Origin of the sequence: Prochlorococcus sp. MIT 1318, from assembly GCF_047304505.1 — a bacterium.
Classification (GTDB): Bacteria; Cyanobacteriota; Cyanobacteriia; order PCC-6307; family Cyanobiaceae; genus Prochlorococcus; species Prochlorococcus marinus_D.
This window is the reverse complement of the sequence record NZ_CP138958.1, coordinates 2,003,266-2,020,046: the sequence shown is the minus strand read 5'-3', so window position 1 is coordinate 2,020,046 and position 16,781 is coordinate 2,003,266. Positions and strand designations below refer to the sequence as shown.

16 protein-coding genes and 1 tRNA gene are annotated in these 16,781 nt (G+C 47.9%); 5 read left to right on the top strand and 12 right to left on the bottom strand.

The window, feature by feature from the left end; genetic code table 11:
* Positions 1-35: 35 nt before the first annotated feature.
* The 9 genes from SIB66_RS10180 to SIB66_RS10140 all read right to left on the bottom strand — a co-directional run bounded on the left by SIB66_RS10180 (position 36) and on the right by SIB66_RS10140 (position 8,797).
* Complete coding sequence (locus SIB66_RS10180) at positions 36-1,004, bottom strand: ABC transporter ATP-binding protein (RefSeq protein ID WP_063407073.1); 969 nt, start codon at positions 1,002-1,004, stop codon at positions 36-38.
* Positions 1,004-1,819 (bottom strand): carbohydrate ABC transporter permease, encoded by an 816-nt coding sequence (locus SIB66_RS10175; RefSeq protein ID WP_063406828.1) that lies wholly within the window; start codon positions 1,817-1,819, stop codon positions 1,004-1,006. The genes SIB66_RS10180 and SIB66_RS10175 overlap by 1 nt, the downstream gene beginning before the upstream one ends.
* A complete protein-coding gene (locus SIB66_RS10170; protein ID WP_063406830.1) occupies positions 1,816-2,682 on the bottom strand; it encodes a carbohydrate ABC transporter permease in 867 nt (288 codons plus the stop codon). Before SIB66_RS10170 ends, SIB66_RS10175 begins: the two co-directional genes overlap by 4 nt.
* Entirely contained in the window at positions 2,679-3,947 is a 1,269-nt protein-coding gene (locus SIB66_RS10165; protein ID WP_063421683.1) for an ABC transporter substrate-binding protein, read from the bottom strand. The genes SIB66_RS10170 and SIB66_RS10165 overlap by 4 nt, the downstream gene beginning before the upstream one ends.
* A 197-nt stretch (positions 3,948-4,144) precedes the next feature.
* Complete coding sequence (rpmB, locus tag SIB66_RS10160) at positions 4,145-4,381, bottom strand: 50S ribosomal protein L28 (RefSeq protein WP_011130073.1); 237 nt, start codon at positions 4,379-4,381, stop codon at positions 4,145-4,147.
* A 66-nt stretch (positions 4,382-4,447) separates the two neighbouring features.
* Positions 4,448-6,358, bottom strand: coding sequence for a molecular chaperone HtpG (htpG, locus tag SIB66_RS10155; protein ID WP_063407074.1), 1,911 nt, complete (start codon positions 6,356-6,358; stop codon positions 4,448-4,450).
* 90 nt (positions 6,359-6,448) lie between these two features.
* Positions 6,449-6,673, bottom strand: coding sequence for an indolepyruvate ferredoxin oxidoreductase subunit alpha (locus tag SIB66_RS10150; RefSeq protein ID WP_011826161.1), 225 nt, complete (start codon positions 6,671-6,673; stop codon positions 6,449-6,451).
* Between the two features lie 35 nt (positions 6,674-6,708).
* Positions 6,709-7,887 carry an ATP phosphoribosyltransferase regulatory subunit gene (locus SIB66_RS10145; RefSeq protein WP_063421681.1) on the bottom strand — a complete coding sequence of 393 codons (1,179 nt, stop codon included), beginning with the start codon at positions 7,885-7,887 and terminating at the stop codon, positions 6,709-6,711.
* A gap of 22 nt (positions 7,888-7,909) precedes the next feature.
* Entirely contained in the window at positions 7,910-8,797 is an 888-nt protein-coding gene (locus SIB66_RS10140; RefSeq protein ID WP_063406835.1) for an inositol monophosphatase family protein, read from the bottom strand.
* Between the two features lie 238 nt (positions 8,798-9,035).
* On the opposite strand from SIB66_RS10140, the gene SIB66_RS10135 reads away from it, so the two are divergent.
* Positions 9,036-9,122: transfer RNA gene (locus SIB66_RS10135), tRNA-Ser, on the top strand.
* A gap of 343 nt (positions 9,123-9,465) precedes the next feature.
* Here the strand turns inward: SIB66_RS10135 and pstB are convergent.
* The 3 genes from pstB to pstC form a co-directional block, all read right to left on the bottom strand.
* On the bottom strand, positions 9,466-10,284 hold the full coding sequence (gene pstB / locus SIB66_RS10130) for a phosphate ABC transporter ATP-binding protein PstB (protein ID WP_063406837.1): 819 nt from the start codon (positions 10,282-10,284) through the stop codon (positions 9,466-9,468).
* A 68-nt stretch (positions 10,285-10,352) separates the two neighbouring features.
* Entirely contained in the window at positions 10,353-11,273 is a 921-nt protein-coding gene (gene pstA, locus SIB66_RS10125) for a phosphate ABC transporter permease PstA (protein ID WP_063406839.1), read from the bottom strand.
* A 1-nt stretch (position 11,274) separates the two neighbouring features.
* Positions 11,275-12,228, bottom strand: a complete 954-nt coding sequence (pstC, locus tag SIB66_RS10120) for a phosphate ABC transporter permease subunit PstC (protein ID WP_063421679.1) — start codon at positions 12,226-12,228, stop codon at positions 11,275-11,277.
* Positions 12,229-12,375: 147 nt separating this feature from the next.
* Between pstC and dnaK the strand changes: the two genes are divergently transcribed.
* The 4 genes from dnaK to murQ are packed head-to-tail and all read left to right on the top strand — an operon-like array spanning position 12,376 to position 16,671.
* Positions 12,376-14,370 (top strand): molecular chaperone DnaK, encoded by a 1,995-nt coding sequence (dnaK, locus tag SIB66_RS10115; RefSeq protein ID WP_063406843.1) that lies wholly within the window; start codon positions 12,376-12,378, stop codon positions 14,368-14,370.
* On the top strand, positions 14,354-15,256 hold the full coding sequence (locus tag SIB66_RS10110; protein WP_063406844.1) for a DnaJ domain-containing protein: 903 nt from the start codon (positions 14,354-14,356) through the stop codon (positions 15,254-15,256). The genes dnaK and SIB66_RS10110 overlap by 17 nt, the downstream gene beginning before the upstream one ends.
* 51 nt (positions 15,257-15,307) lie before the next feature.
* Positions 15,308-15,718 carry a DUF3110 domain-containing protein gene (locus tag SIB66_RS10105; protein ID WP_063406846.1) on the top strand — a complete coding sequence of 137 codons (411 nt, stop codon included), beginning with the start codon at positions 15,308-15,310 and terminating at the stop codon, positions 15,716-15,718.
* A gap of 2 nt (positions 15,719-15,720) precedes the next feature.
* Positions 15,721-16,671: an N-acetylmuramic acid 6-phosphate etherase gene (murQ, locus tag SIB66_RS10100; protein ID WP_063406848.1), complete on the top strand. Its 951-nt coding sequence runs from the start codon at positions 15,721-15,723 to the stop codon at positions 16,669-16,671.
* The last annotated feature ends 110 nt before the right edge of the window (positions 16,672-16,781 follow it).

Below are 16,781 nucleotides of genomic sequence, written 5' to 3'. Positions count from 1 at the left end.
GATATTCTTTGCTAATTAGATCTTGTAAACTATTGTCAGCATCTTTCTCCTGAGCTGGAATCGAATTGATGTTCTTTTTCTGGGGACCAATTGAGCTTTATGGTCTCAGGAATTGCGATCTCGCTAGTGCAAAGCATCCTTAGTGGACCTCTGTTGCTCTCAAGAATGAGCAACTGGGATGTTCCCAGCCACTCCCTGTAGATAAGACGGCAAGCAATACCTTCTGAACTTAGTTGAAGATGTTCTGGTCGAATTGCTTTGATAATGCCTGATTCTGCTGGTAGAAGGTTGATCTGGGGGCGTCCTATAAAGCTGGCCACAAAGAGTGATAATGGATTATGGTAGAGCTCTTGGGGAGTACCGATTTGCTCTATCTTTCCATCTCGCATTACGGCAATTCGATGAGCCATGGCCATGGCTTCATGTTGATCGTGTGTGACGTAGATAACGGGCTGACTGCCTTGAAGAATCAAATTGCGTAGCTGAGGTCGCAGATCTTCGCGCAGTTGAGCATCCAAATTGCTCATTGGCTCATCAAGTAGATACACCAGAGGATCTCTGAGCAGAGCTCTGGCGAGGGCCACTCTTTGACGCTGACCACCTGAGAGTTCTGCCGGATGTCGCTCTGCAAGATCCTCTAATTGCATTAATGCCAGAACAGATGCCACTCGTTGTTTGCGATCACTGGCGGCTATCCCACGAACCTGAAGACCAAGTGCAAGATTGGCAAAAACTGTGAGATGGGGAAATAATGCATAGCTCTGAAACACCATGCCGATGCGTCGGTCAACAGGGGACACCTTCGTGACATCCTCGCCAGCGATAGTGATCGAACCTTCGTTGGGCTGGTCGAGTCCAGCTATCAGCCTGAGAGTGGTGCTCTTGCCACATCCACTTGGTCCAAGTAGGGCAAGGCATTCACCCTCGCCCACTTCAAGGTCTAGATGATGAACAATCCAGTTTCTACCGAAACGGCGACCGATGTTTTGTAGAACAAGATTCATCATTTAATTGCTCCCTGTGTCAAACCGGAAACGATCTGTCGCTGAAAGATGAGCACGAGTAACAAGAGTGGCAGAGCACCTAGAACGGTGGCAGCTGCATAAGCGCCATAGGGAATTGAGTAGACCGATGAACCTGCAATTCGTGCTATGGCAACTGGAAGTGTGAGGAGATCAGCTCGACTAATCCATGTCAATGCGATTGGATATTCATTCCAGGAGAAGAGAAAGACCAAGATGGCAGTGCTTGCGGTTGCAGGGCCTATTAGGGGAATTAATACCCAGCGCAATCTCTGCCATAAGTCAAAACCTTCAAGCCTCGCGGCTTCTTCTAGTTCAGAAGGTAGATCGCGGAAGGCTGATAAAAGCAGCAACACAGCCAAGGGCATCGACAAGCCAGCATAGGGAAAACTGAGCGCAAGCAAATTGTTTCCGAGGTTGAAACTCCTTGCAAGTTCTAATAACGCCAAAAAAAGCAGAACATATGGAAATAGAGCTGCACCAAGCAGTATAAGTTTGGCAACTCTGGCAACATTTTGCGAGACTCTTGAAAGACAATAGGCGGCTGGAATCGCTATAAGTAAGGTTAATCCTGTTGAGCTAATACCAACGATGACACTGTTCAATAGATAACGCCAGAACGGAGGGTTGGCTGTCAATACCTGGCGATAGTTGTCAAGTGTCCACCGCTGATTATGCTCAGCCAATGGATGTAGAAGAGCTTCATGGGTGCAAAAAGATGTATAGAGCTGCCAAAGCAGTGGCGCTAAAGACCAAAGCAGGAGAATAGTGATCCAAAGATTTCGCTGACGAATCATTTCATTGCCTCTCGCCAATGGCAGGCCCGGTTGATGATCAGCCAAACAAGCAGACAGGCAATAACAAGTAGAAGAAACCCGCTGAGCATTACGGTGGCGCTATAGCCAAAATCGAGGAATCGCATTGCGTTTAAATAAGCATATAAAGCAAGGCTTTCCGTGCTTCCTGCAGGCCCCCCACCAGTCATCACCTGAATCAAGTCGAAAACGCCGAAGGCCTGCGCAAGGCGAAATAAAAGACTAAGGAGTAAATAAGGTTGCAAGAGCGGCAAGGTGATCTGAAATAGTGCGGCTCGTGGATGGCCACCTTCGAGATAGAAAGCTTCGTAGAGATCATTGGGAATAGTTTGCAAGCCAGCCAAAAGAATCAGAGCAGCAAATGGCGTGGTCTTCCATACATCACCAACAACCGTGGCAAGCCAGGTGATATTTGGATTCGAAAGGATGTTCAGAGGTTGTAGTCCAATCAGTTCTGTGAACTGCTCAATAGGTCCGTAAGGTGTATTAAAGATCCAACGCCAGCCAAGAGCCATCACAGTAGTTGGCAGAGCCCATGGGAGCAAACTGATGGCCCTTACAACACCCCGACCACGCCAACGCTGATCGAGTAAGAGGGCTATCGCTATAGCAAGTAATAGTTCTAGGCTGACAGAAACGGTTGCGAAGCGGGCTGTCTGATAGGTGTCTTGCCAGAAGCGTTGGTCATGCAGTAGGCGAAGCCAATTCGCACCATGATTGGGAATAGCAACTAAGCCTGTGAGGACTGAATCAGCATGGAAGCTCAACCAGGAATAACGAAGTAGAGGTATAACAAAGACCAAGGCAATTAATAGAGCTGCCGGCAATAGAAGCAATTGGATCATTTAGTTTCTCTTGCCGCCATAAGAATCTTCTCGGTGTTTGCTTGGGCGTTGGCCATTGCATCGCTAACACTGGATTGGCCTGTTAAAATCGAACTAAGATTTCGTTGTAATACATCACTAATCTGTGCATAAAGAGGAGTTGCTGGACGTTGATCAGTGCTTTCTAGGGCTTTAGCAAGCTCCGGAAGAATTTGTGACTTTGAGAGCAGCTCTGGGTCTTTGAATAGTTCAGCTTTGGTTGGCGTATAACTTTCGTTCAAGAATAGTGTTTTTTGTGCAGATGTTGAAGTGAGGAAGGCAATTGCCTCTGCTGCTGCTTGAGGGTTCGATGAGCCCTTGAGGATCGAGAAGCCCCAGCTGCCTAGGGTTGATGTGGATCGATTGCCAGCGGAAGCAACCATCGTGGTTACGCCAACATTGCCTCTAACATCGCTGTTAGGCTTCTGAAGTTCTCCCCAGGCATAAGGCCAGTTACGCATTAGCGCAACATCTCCAGCCTTAAAGGCTTGAAGAGCTTCATTTTCTGCATAGTTGATCACTGCTTCGGGGCTCACTCCACTGCCAATCAGTTCACGCAACCAACTTGCAGCCTTAAGACTTGCGGAGCTGTCGAGGCCAACATTATCGGATTCGGGTTCAAGCCATTGCCCTCCAAATCCGTCAAGAACTTCTAGAAATACACAACTTAGGCCTTCATATTGACGGCCTTGCCAGACATAGCCATTAGCAACACGGCCTTCTTTTTGGAGTTTAAGACTAACTTTAATGAGTTCCTCAGGGGTACGCGGTGGTTCACTCATCAAATCAGTCCGCCAATAAAGCAATCCCATGTCAGCCACAAGTGGCCATCGATACAGTTTCCCGTCGAAATGATTTCCAAGCATTGCCCCCGGAGCAATGGAATCAATCTGTTGTTGGTCGATCCATGGATCCAAGGGAATAAGCCATCCTGCTGCGGCGTATTTGGGCAACCAAGTTACATCAATTAAAAGTGCATCGAATGGACTTTTACCTAAAAGCAGACTGCTGATGGCTAAATCCGATACTGCTTCTGTTTCAAGTGGACCTCGAGTCACCTGAAGTTGGATCCTGCCGTGATGATCTTTGTTGAATTGTTGGACCAGATCAGTTGTTGACTCAGCAAATGGAGCTGGCATCAAGATGTTGATCTGAACAGGGCGAGTGTTCAGGGCCCAGCTTGCAAATAGTGCAACACTGGTCAAAGAGAACAGAAGAGATATTTTCCAAAATGTCCTGTTCTTCATGGTTGCGTAGCTTCTATTTTATCAACCAAGCTTTTCATTTGCTCTTCTGCCCAATCCTTGACTGTGTATGAGTCGACAGTAGCAATCGTTATCAGATGGTTATTTTCTGCCCTTCTATGCATGCTTAGCAATTTCAGACAAGTTAATGACATGCCCTAGCATCTTGCTGGTAACTAGTTTGCTGAATTATTTAGTGATTAGATCTTGTTCAGGTCAATCCCTAACGATTTGGCATAGACACCGAGACCCTTTTTTTGGATGGTTTTGAGTGCACGGGTGCTTACACGTAGTTTCAACCAACGGTTCCCTTCAGCCCACCAGAGGCGCCGCTGCTGCAGGTTGGCCTGTTGCAGCTTCTTTGTGCGGATGTGGGAATGGCTCACAGCCATGCCGTTGTTGGCGCGAGTTCCAGTGAGCTGACACACCCGGGACATGTCTTGATCCTCTACAGAGCTAGGGCGCTGAACCCAAAAATATATTTTATCAAATCCACCTTTCCTTTAAAAAGCTCGATCCATCAGCTGTCCCATTAACACAGCACTACGGCTTTGGAATCCAGCAAGTTCATTGGGCTCCAAACCTCCTACACCGAGGCGAGCCATGTCGTATAGGTGACGGGCTAAGCCTTGTGCCAAGGTTTCGGTTGGAGACACGCCTGAAGTGCTGACCAGCACGGATCCAGATTTGAGTTTCAAAAGTCCTTCGACAAGTGGATGACGACGATTGACAAGAAGGACATGATGCTCGGGAAGACCTGGCAGCCTTTGATCCATGAGAGCTCCAAGGTCGTTCATACGTCGCATCTGTTCTGGCAGCAAAATCATTGCTGGAGGTGCGTTGTCTCCCTTAAGTGCTTGTACTTGTATGGTCACCTTGTCGTTATTTAGGGCTTGCTTCATTAGAGTTCTCAGGCTTTCAGACTTGGTCTCTCCTTCCTGATCAGTTAGTTCAGGTTTGTCGTCTTTAAGAGTGTCATCCAGTTCGGCATCAACGCGCTGGAATCGGAGGTCGTTATGACGAGCTTCAAGCCATGGGAGGAATTGGCTGTCTATAAACGTCTCGGTTTTAAGAATTTCAGCACCCTGTGAAGTCCATAAGCTGAGGGCACTCGCTTGGGCCACTTCATCCGTGCAATAAAGAATGCGATTGTTTGCTTCTGTACTCAGACGACTTTGGTATCCACTCAGCGTAGTAAAGGCTTTTTCCCCACAAGGAATTGGATCTGGAGTGGCCCCATCTGTTTCTGTTGAAGCCAGAGCAGTCGTACCAAACATGATTAGATCGGCAACTTGATCAGCAAACTTCTCATCTTCCATTGATCCTATTTTGACGAAGGGTGCTAATGCATCCCATGCTTCAGCATAAAAAAGAGGTTGTTCCGCCTTTAATCCTCGCAGGCGATCGGCAACTTTCTTTGCAACAAAATTGCCAATAGATCTAACACGTCTGTCTGTTTGTAATGCGCTACGACTGACATTAAGTGGAATGTCAGGTGAGTCGATCACACCTCTTAAGGGAAGCAGGTAGTGTGGTACTACTTCTTTAATTGAATCACTGACAAATACTTGATTGCAGTAGAGTTTTATCTCACCTTTCTCCCAATCTGCGCGACCACCAATTCGAGGGAAATAGAGAATACCTTGAAGGTTATAGGGGTAATCAGTATTTAGGTGTACCCATAGAAGAGGATCACCTTGGAATGGATATAGATAATTATAGAGTTCGATATACTCTTGATCAGTGATTTCTCTTGGGTTGCGCCTCCAAAGTGGATTTCGCTTATTAATTGACTCGCCTTCGAGTTTTACCTCAATAGGCATAAAGTCACAGTATTTTGTGATCAGAGTACGGATTCGACTTGGCTCGATGTATTCCAACTCTTCATCCATTAGATGAAGGATGACATCGGTTCCTGCTTCTTTGCGTTCGGCCTCTTGGATGTTAAATCTTGGCGAGCCATCACAACTCCAACGAATAGCTTTACTCTCGGAACAAGCAGATTTAGTGACTAGCTCTACATGTTTCGACACCATGAAAGAAGAATAAAAACCTAGCCCAAAGTGACCAATAATTCCGTCACTTTCCTGCTTGTATTTTTCAAGGAAGTCTTCTGCACTTGAGAAGGCAACCTGGTTAATGTACTTCTTAACTTCATCGGTTGTCATGCCGATTCCGTTGTCAGAAATAGTGAGTGTCTTTGCTTCTCGGTCAATCTTGATATCAATCACTCCTTCTTCACCTTCACTGCAGTCACCTGCTATGGCTGCCATACGTCTTTTGCTTATTGCATCGACGCCATTGCTGACTAGCTCCCTCAAGAAAACCTCGTGGCCGGAATAAACGGCTTTCTTGATGATCGGGAAAATATTCTCGGTGTGAATCTGGATCTGACCTTCTTCCAGCACAGTCATTGGTTTCACTGTTTAGGATTTGACCTTAGGGAGTCTTTGCCTCAGGTCTCAAGCTGGTTTTAGGTGGGGTGACCGTACCTAGTGATTAACTCAGCTGCTTCGCTGTAGGTCACGTCGCTCCTCGGGAAGGACAGCTCCTTCTACGGGGCAGACCTGGAGGCAGATACCGCAATCAATGCAGATGTCGAAATTAATCAAATAGAAATTTCTTCCTTTGTCGTTTTTGCCTTGACCAGGCTGAATGCAGCCGACAGGGCATGCCTGCGCACAGTCAGCAACCCCTTCACAAATTTCTGTCACGATGCTGTGTGGCATGGCCTTGCAGATCGGACGACGAGACTCTCGAGATCCTAATGATCTAACCAGTCCAGTGTGCTACAGCCCCGATCTGATAGACGGCTGAAGGCATCTTCACGATCGCGACAGGCTTCAAGTTCAACAACGGCACGCTGGCCCTGCTTGTGCCAGTGATGCTGACGCTTGAGTGCATGTTCCAGCGTTGCTTGCTCGCCGTAGGCAACAAGGGTTGATTCCACAGCGTCAGACGCTTTGATCTCTTTTGTCAGCAGTTCACGAATATCGTCTATGGCGAAACTAAAGCCCACCCCTGCTGCTTGAAGCCCTTTGGCACCGCAACGAGCTACAAGGTTGTCGTAACGCCCCCCACGAGCAATCACGACAGGTGCAGCATCGCTTTGACATACCAACTGAAATACCAGCCCGGTGTAGAGCTCAAAATGGGGCTGAAAGGTTGGATCCAGTTGCAGGTCAATCCCCTGATCAGCGGCCAGTGGACCCATCTGCTCAAATAGCCTTTGCAGGTTATTGAGTGCTTGCTGAGTTCCAAATAGGCCTGACAAGCGTTCGAGCACGTCTAGGGGTTCACCACGACACTCCAAGTGATGGAGGAGGCGCTCGAATTGATCATTCGGCAGTTGCAGGTTTTCAAGAGCAAGGCGGTCGTAGTGGATCAATGCTGTTCTTATTTTTTCGCGGAGATCGTTTTGAAATGGCAGCATGATGAGATCCATTAATGCTGTGTGGCCAACGAGTAAACGTGGCTGGTGTCGTTTACTCAGTTTGAGAGTCTCCACTGCTGAAAAGAGCAGGGAAAGAAGTTCCATTTCCGCATTGATGGGTTCGACCCCGAAGAGCTCTACACCGCTTTGAAGGTTTTCTTCGATGCAAAGGCTTCCTTCATCAGCAGTACGGCTTTCAAAAATTGTTCCTGCAGCCCATAGCCTCAAGGGACGAGGTCTTTGTTTAAGCCTTGTACAAGCGGCGCGAGCGATTGATGCTGTCATCTCTGGTCGTAGACCAAGGGGTTCATCGGCCACCAATCGCACGATGTCCTGACTGGCAATAGCACCACCAGCTTTCAAGGTTTCGAGTCGCTCGACCCTTGGAGGAGAGACTTCGTCGTACCCCCATAGTCGATAAACCTCGGCAAGTCGCTGGCTAAGTTTTTGGTTTAGCTCGACCTGCTGGGGGTTTAGATCGCGAGCACCCGCTGCCGGTTGCAGGGCCATCCCTGATTTTCTCGGAGTGACTTCAGGATCCCATGCCCCTGAGTTCGGGAGCACCAAATGAATCTGCTTCAAGGGGTTTTACTTTGCTGAGTTGCTCAAGAAGAAGTTTCTGCATTCCAGGCGGACAGGCCAGCACCCTGCCACTGTTCAGATCAAATGTGTCACCGCGGTAATCAGTCACCGTCCCTCCAGCTAGCTCCACCAGGGCTACTCCAGCAGCAAGATCCCATGGAGCAAGACCGCGTTCCCAATAACCATCGAGTCGCCCAGCAGCCACAAAAGCCATGTCCACTGCTGCTGCACCACCACGTCGTACGCCACGTGTTCGGTGTGTCATCCAGCAGAATTCGGCGTAGTTGTTGTCTAAGCGGTTTTGCCTGTCATAGGCAAAACCGGTCACAAGCAAGGAATCAACCAGGCTTTTGCATGATGAAACCTTGATCGGTTTTTGATTGCAAAATGCACCCAGGCTTGGGGCTGCCCAGTAGATCTCATTAAGGAAAGGCACCGCTATGGCGCCAAGGATTGGTGTTTGCCGCCAAGTGAGGCCGATCGAGGTAGCGAAGAACGGATAGCCATGCGCGAAATTGGTTGTTCCATCTAGTGGGTCAACACACCAACAAAGCGAGCCTTGGCCAGAAAATGATCCGCTTTCTTCTGCGAGAAGGGCAATGTTAGGAGTTTCCTGCTGGAGAAATTCGAGCACACACTTCTCAGCAGCTAGATCTGCATTGGTAACAAGATCGCCAGTTCGCCCCTTGCTTTCGATGCTTTCAAGATGTCCATAGTGGTCCATCAAAATGGCACCACCACATTCAGAGGCCTTACGCGCTACCGCTGCAAGGCGAGCCAGATCTTCATTGTTCAAGCCAGCTTGCTCAGCAGCAAGGGAACAGTTCAGAGGTTTCAAGCTTCACTACCCATCAATTTGGTATCCCATCAGGAATTTGTAGATTGAATGATCGTTTGAACCTCAGTCCACAGTCCTTATATTGATCCTGTGTTTCCGTTTCCAGTGGAGTGATTGCTTTGTGCTCACAAAGTTAGGCCATCTCCTTTGTCGCTAGTGGACTGGGACTCTGTGTTTTGGTGTCATGTATGGGTCAACTGGAGAGCCCTGCTACATTCACGAGGGCCTGAAAGCCGCTGGAGAGGTGGCCGAGTGGTCGAAGGCGCAGCACTGGAAATGCTGTATAGGGGCAACTCTATCGAGGGTTCGAATCCCTCCCTCTCCGTTTCAAAGGAAGTCTGATACCGTCTGATTCGGTATGGGCTTCCTTTGGGAACGCTTTTATAGAAGTCGTTTTCGGGCATTTTCGGGCTGTCATCCGTCTGATGCAATTTCGTTGTGTATGACTGTTTTTTTGGTTTTTATGCGAAGCGTGTCGGTACGAAGACCAAGGCGTTTATGCACGGGCCGCCAAAATTAGGCAATCGATGTTGTGCACCTTTGGTATTAATGCCTTGTATTAAAGGATGCTTTGATATTATTTAGTTCTAGAGATTAACTTATAGCTATTACTCGCCACTACAAATCTAGCTATAAACGTTGCGTCTTTAATAAATACTATCATCCCTTCAACCAAAGCGGCCGGAAATATAATTCTGAGTGGCCTCCTGAGCAGGTGAATGGAAGATTTTCTCTGTTTCATTGAACTCAACAAGATAACCAACTTTTCCTGATCCACCTTCTTGCACCTCAGCATTGAAGAAAGCTGTGAAATCACTAACTCGAACAGCCTGTTGCATATTATGAGTGACAATTACAATCGTAAATCTATTTTTTAACTCATGCATTGTCTCTTCAATTTTAAGTGTAGAAATAGGATCAAGGGCTGAGCAGGGTTCATCCATTAAAATCACTTCTGGTTCAATAGCGATTGTCCTTGCTATGCATAGCCTTTGTTGCTGGCCACCCGATAGAGAACATCCACTTTCTTTAAGCTTATCCTTGCATTCATCCCATACAGCTGCTTGACGAAGCGAGCGTTCAACAAGCTCATTCATATCACCTTTGTATCCATTAATTCTTGCTCCAAATGCAATATTTTCATAGATACTTTTAGGGAATGGATTGGGTTGCTGAAATACCATCCCGATGCGTCGGCGAACCTCAACTGGATCGATATTTGGGGAATATAAGTCGTCTCCATCAAACATCACTCGACCTGTAAGAGAACATCCTTCTATTAAATCGTTCATGCGATTTAGAGATCGCAGAATTGTTGATTTACCACATCCAGATGGTCCGATTAAAGCTGTAATTTTGCCTCGGGGTATCTCGCAGTAAACATGTCGTACCGCTTCAAATTCATTGTAACTTATAGTGACGTTCTGAAGTGATATGCAGGGGTCAGTTGAAATCTGCTTTGGCCGAGGAGAGGAACTGGCTGTCATGGATCAGCACGCGATTAATAATGAAGGTAATTCACTCGTCAAGATAGAAATAGTCTTGTGTAAGTGACTCATTTTGAGGTTAAGTGGCCAATCCAGCGTGAAAGGATATTCATCGCTAGAATAAATACTATAAGAATAAATGATGCTGCCCAAGCCAATTCATTCTGAACTTGATAGGGTTGAGTTGAAAAATTATAAATCAAAACCGAAAGTGTCGCGATTGGATTGAAAAAAGCATCTGAACTACTAGGCCAAAAATATGAAAAGAGTGCTGTAAAAATCAATGGTGCTGTTTCACCAGCTGCTCGCGCAACTGAAAGAACGACTCCTGTAGCGATTGGAGTAAATGCCATTGGCAATGTGATGTGGGCAATGGTTACAAATTTAGAGGCGCCTACTCCAAGTGCACCTTTGCGAAGGTTGTCTGGTACCAGTTTTAGGCCTTCATCAGTGGTTTTTATCACTGTTGGCAACATCAGGATTGAGAGTGCTACTCCGCCAGCTATCGCACTGTATGAACTGTCAAGAATGAGCCGTGTAGAGACAATTATATCGTAGACAAAGACGCCAGTAATAATTGAAGGAACACCTGAAAGAACATTGGTGCCAAAACGTATAAATCTAGAGAATGGTCCTTCACGTGCATATTCGGCAAGGTAGATGCCTCCACCAACACCAACAGGTATAGCGATCATTCCGGCTATGCAGGTGACAATAATAGTTCCCAAGATGGCGTTGCCAACACCTCCGCCATCGAGTCCTGGGGGAGGCGGAAGCATGGTAAAAAGAGAGATACTTAATCTGGTTGCTCCTTTGAAAATTACATAGGTTAAAACTAGAATTAGTGGCAGAATGGCTACGAATGAAAATAATCCCGATAATATTGTACAGATTCTATTAATTCTATTACGCCTCAAGCCTGGCTTATAGTAAAGATTGGAGGATAGATCCCCACTTGTTGAAGTCGCTTCGCTAGTCATTGATTTCATGTTAGTATTTAAGACTTAGTCGTTTGACCATCCATTGTGAAACGATATTTACCGCAAGTGTTATCACCATAAGAATAAATGCTGCATAATAAAGTGATGAGACCTGAGTTCCATCTGCTTCTCCAAACTGATTGGCTAACATCGAAGCGATTGTGTTGCCTGGGCCAAGCAATGACCAGCTAAAATTATTGGAATTTCCTATAATCATTGTTACTGCCATTGTTTCACCCATGGCTCTTCCCAGAGCGAGTAGTACGCCTCCAGCAATGCCCGAAATTGCCGCTGGTAGAATGACATTAATGATCGTGCTCCAACGTGTAGCTCCAACCCCATAAGCTGCTTGACGCAAGCTAATTGGTACTTGATTTAGTGAGTCTCTTGAAATAGCTGTAATGATAGGAAGTATCATCACAACAAGTATCAAGATCGCTGGGGTCATTCCAGGCCCCATTGGCTGAGTACTAAAAAATGGAATCCAGCCAAAATATATATACAGGAAAGAGAGCAAGGGTCTTAGGAATGGCTCCATTACAAAGATTGCCCATAGGCCAAGTACCACAGATGGAATGGCCGCTAGTAGTTCAATCATTACTCCTATGATGTTTTTAGCTCTTGTAGGTATAAAGCTTTCGGTTATAAAAATTGCTGTTCCAATACCTAGAGGAATCGCAATTAATAGTGAAAGCAATGAGGTTACCGCTGTTCCATAGATGGCGGCTAACACACCGTACTCATCATCAACAGGGTTCCAATTTGATGTTACTAGAAATTTCCACCCGTAGCGCCCCATCGATTCAAGTGACCCCCAAAAGACAACGATCAGGATCGCTACAAGTATCAGTGCAACCATGGATGCCATTGATATGGCGATAGTTCTAAAGCTGCTGTCGACGAATTTTTCATAAGCTGGACGTCTTCTGAGCACGTACAGCTCTTTCTGCACACCAGTTGGCATACCACTGCAATACAGACATAAGAAACCTAATCCTGAGAGGGGTGCTTTTGCATTAACAGGCCATTAACAGTCCGCCATCCACATTGCTAAAAAGGCTTGGTTTAGGGTGCTTTTCGCCGTTACCTTGGAGCTTCAGTAAACGCGGCCATGGGGCGGATTGTTGGCATAGACCTAGGGACAACAAACTCCGTCGTGGCGGTGCTTGAGGCTGGTCGCCCTCAAGTGATCGCTAATGCGGAGGGCAGTCGCACCACACCCTCAGTGGTGGGTTACAGCAAAGAAGCAGAGCTACTTGTCGGTCAGTTGGCACGTCGCCAGTTGGTGCTCAATCCAAGAAATACCTTTGCCAATCTCAAGCGCTTCGTGGGACGAGGCTGGGATGAAATGGATGACAGCAGTCTCTCTGTTCCATACACCGTAAGGGCCAATGAACAGGGAAACGTGCGTGTCTCCTGTCAAGTGACGGAGCGTGAATATGCACCCGAAGAACTTGTGGCCAGCATCATTCGGAAGCTTGTGGATGATGCGGCGACATATCTAGGAGAGCCTGTTGAGGCTGCTGTAGTGACAGTACCTGCCTATTTCAATGATGCCCAACGTCAGGCGACTCGTGATGCCGGCAGGCTCGCTGGAATCACAGTGGAACGGATCCTCAACGAACCCACTGCTGCTGCATTGGCCTATGGCTTTGATCGCAGTGCCGCACGCCGTGTTCTTGTCTTCGATCTGGGGGGCGGGACGTTTGATGTCTCACTGATGCGTGTCGCTAATGGTGTTTTTGATGTCAAGGCCACTTGTGGTGATACACAACTAGGGGGCAATGATTTCGATCAACGCATTGTTGATTGGCTCGCTGAAGCTTTTAAGACTAAGCATGGCCTCGATTTACGCCGTGATCGCCAGGCCCTGCAACGCTTGATTGAAGCAGCAGAAAAAGCGAAGCAGGAACTCTCTGGTGTGCTTAGTACTCCGATTTCTTTGCCTTTCATCGCAACGGGGCCTGATGGCCCTCTTCATATCGAGACCAGCCTTGATCGCCCCACTTTTGAAGGCCTTTGCCCCGACCTTCTCGACCGTCTTCTGAATCCTGTGCAGACGGCTCTACGTGATTCTGGCTGGTCTGCTGATGATGTTGATGATGTTGTGCTTGTTGGGGGTGGCACCAGAATGCCGATGGTTCAGCAATTGCTGCGAACCTTCGTTGCCAGTGAACCTTGCCAATCAGTCAACCCTGACGAAGTCGTTGCTGTTGGCGGAGCTGTTCAGGCCGGAATCCTCACCGGTGAGCTTCGAGATCTAATGCTCAACGATGTCACTCCCCTTTCACTGGGGCTTGAAACCGTTGGTGGGTTGATGAAAGTGCTGATCCCACGAAATACACCAATACCAGTGCGCCAATCCGACGTGTTCAGCACCTCAGAGGCCAACCAATCGTCTGTTGAAATTCATGTCTGGCAGGGTGAACGTCAGTTGGCAGCAGATAACAAGTCTTTGGGTCGCTTTCGCCTGTCTGGCATTCCACCTGCACCAAGAGGTGTTCCCCAGGTGCAGGTGGCCTTTGATATCGATGCCAATGGTCTCTTGCAAGTGAGTGCAACTGATCGCACCACAGGTCGCAAGCAATCTGTGAATATTCAGGGAGGTTCCACCCTTAACGAAGAGGAATTGCAAGCCTTGCTCGCCGAAGCTGAAGCCAAGGCAGGAGAAGATCGTCGTCGTCGTGCATCAATTGATAGTCGTAATGGTGCACTCACACTTGTTGGTCAAGCTGAACGAAGACTTCGCGATGCAGCTTTGGAGCTGGGCCCCTATGGGGCTGAGCGGCAGCAGCGGGCTGTAGAGACAGCGATGCGCGATGTGCAAGACCTGCTTGAGCAGAACGATCTACAGGATCTTGAGCTTGCTGTTGCTTCACTTCAGGAAGCCCTTTTTGGCTTGAATCGACGCATTTCATCAGAACGGCGTACTGACGCCAATCCACTCCAGGGCCTACGTAACACTCTTGGCTCGTTGAAAGATGAGCTCTTCTCAGATGATGACTGGGATGAAGATCCTTGGAACAGCCCTGCCCGGTCGTCCGACGGCCGACGCAGCTACAGGGGACGTGAGCTAAATCCCTGGGACGATGACTTCTACCGCTAAACCGGATTACTGGTCTTTGCTAGGAGTCTCTCCAGACAGTGACGCCTCCCAGCTCAAAAGGGCATTTCGTCGCGAAGCTCGGCGATGGCATCCAGATCTCAATGGCAATGATAGCCACGCCGAGGAACGGTTCAAATTGGTTAATGAGGCCTATGCAGTTCTCAGTGATCCAAGACGTCGGGCTGCTTGGCAGGGATCGATGTCGACAGAGCAAGCCATTGCTGATCCTTTCGCAGTTGGTTTTCCAACTTTCGATGAGTATCTGGAAGTGGTGCTCGGTTTGGAGCGCACAGACGAACAGCCTGTTGACGTTGCTGATCCTTTCCCCTCAGAACAAGTCGACTGGCCTGCGACGTCTCCACCACCACCTCCTCCTCCCGTACAGGCCAGTGATGATCTCGAGACGTTGGTCGAGTTGACCCCTGAGCAAGCCCTGTATGGAACTTCAGTGGATCTTGAGCTCGACGACGGCACTCTTTTAGAGGTTGACACACCGCCTTTGGCTGGCGATGGCTGGCGGTTACGCCTTGTGGGCGTAGCCCCTGGTGGACGGGACCACTTCCTTCAGTTACGCGTTCAAACAGAAGACAGATTAAGGATTGACGGACTTCGTGTGCTTTATCGCCTTGAGTTGTTTCCACCTGATGCAGCTCTTGGCTGTGCTGTGGATGTCCCAACTCTGTCTGGTCCTGTCACACTCCAAGTGCCTCCAGCATCATCAAGTGGTCGTTTATTGCGCCTTCGCGGACGGGGACTTGAGCTTGATGGACGCAGAGGTGATCAATTGGTTGAAATTGTGGTGGTTATTCCTGCTGAACTTGCTGAAGCCGAACGTGCCCTCTACCGACGACTTCAAGAATTGGCTCTTGATCCGGATAATCTATAAAGCCGAATTAGATAATCGAGTGAGAGATCCCATCGGTCTGGCCTGATCCACATGCGCGTGTTCGTCCTTCTCTATGACGCCGGTAAAGACAACGAGGGTATTCATTCCCTCGAACTTGCTGGCAAGACAGCTGTGCTGATGTTCGAAAACGCTGATGATGCCGAGCGTTATGCCGGTCTTCTTGAGGCTCAAGACTTTCCTTTACCGACGGTTGAAGAAATTGGCCGTGATGAGATTGAAGATTTCTGCCGCCAGGCCGGATATGAAGCTCGTTTTGTGGAGGTTGGTTTTATGCCAAAAACTGATGAGGAGCGTCTTTTATTTGCTCCACCGGAATCAAATCGAGATGTGAGTCACTGGCAGGATGAGGATCGTTCCGTTGCAGACAGCAATGGATTGGATAAGGAAGTTGAATCAACAGATCTTGAAGAGATTCGTAAGCAGCTTGAGGGGTTGATTTAACCATGGCCAATGTATTTGCAGACCTCAATTTGCATCCTTCAGATAATCGAGGGCATCTGTTGACTGAACAGGTCAATCCCAAAAGTGAATGTTTGGATCAACTAACCACAGAGTCCTTAGTGACACTTTTCTGCGAAGAAGACCGAGAGCCACAGCGCGCCGTCGCAGCGGCTATACCCGAACTTATTGAGGCAGTTGAAGCGATTACGGACCGGCTTCAAAGCGGAGGCCGCCTTTTTTATTTGGGTGCTGGCACCTCCGGACGACTAGGTGTTCTTGACGCCGCAGAGTGCCCACCAACCTTTTGCAGCGATCCTGATCTTGTTCAGGGTGTTCTTGCTGGTGGGAGCGCAGCTTTGCTGAAAAGTTCCGAGGGACTTGAAGACATTGAACAGGCAGGGCAAAAGGATCTTGAGGAGCGTGACTTTAGCCCTGCTGATTGTCTTGTCGGTATTGCGGCCGGGGGAACGACTCCTTATGTCAAAGGAGGACTTGCCTACGCAAAGGAAATCAATGCTTTGGCGATTGCAATTTCATGTGTGCCTATAGAACAAGCTGAGTTGCCATGCAGTATCGATATTCGTCTTTTGACTGGCCCTGAATTACTCACAGGTTCCACGCGCTTGAAGGCCGGTACCGCAACAAAGATGGCTCTAAATATTCTTTCAACCTGTGCGATGGTTCGGCTTGGCAAAGTTTTTGGTAATCGAATGGTTGATGTTGCTGCTACCAATATCAAGCTGATGGATCGTGCCTTGCGAATCCTTCATGATTTAGCTGATGTTGATCGAGATCGTGGAACTGAGTTGCTTCAAGCAAGCGATGGCTCTGTAAAAGTGGCTTTGCTGATGCATACTTGTGGTTTAGATGCTGAGGCTGCCCAGACACTACTGATAGAGCAAAATAATCAATTACGAACAGCTTTGGCGAATTGTAAAAATTGCATTGCTTGACTTTAATTGTGTCTTTGCTAAAAGCAAGATAATAAGATCGTTCTACTCTGTAGGTTCACGATAGCAATCACAGATTCTAAACGATTTGAATGTCTTCAAATGGCATACAC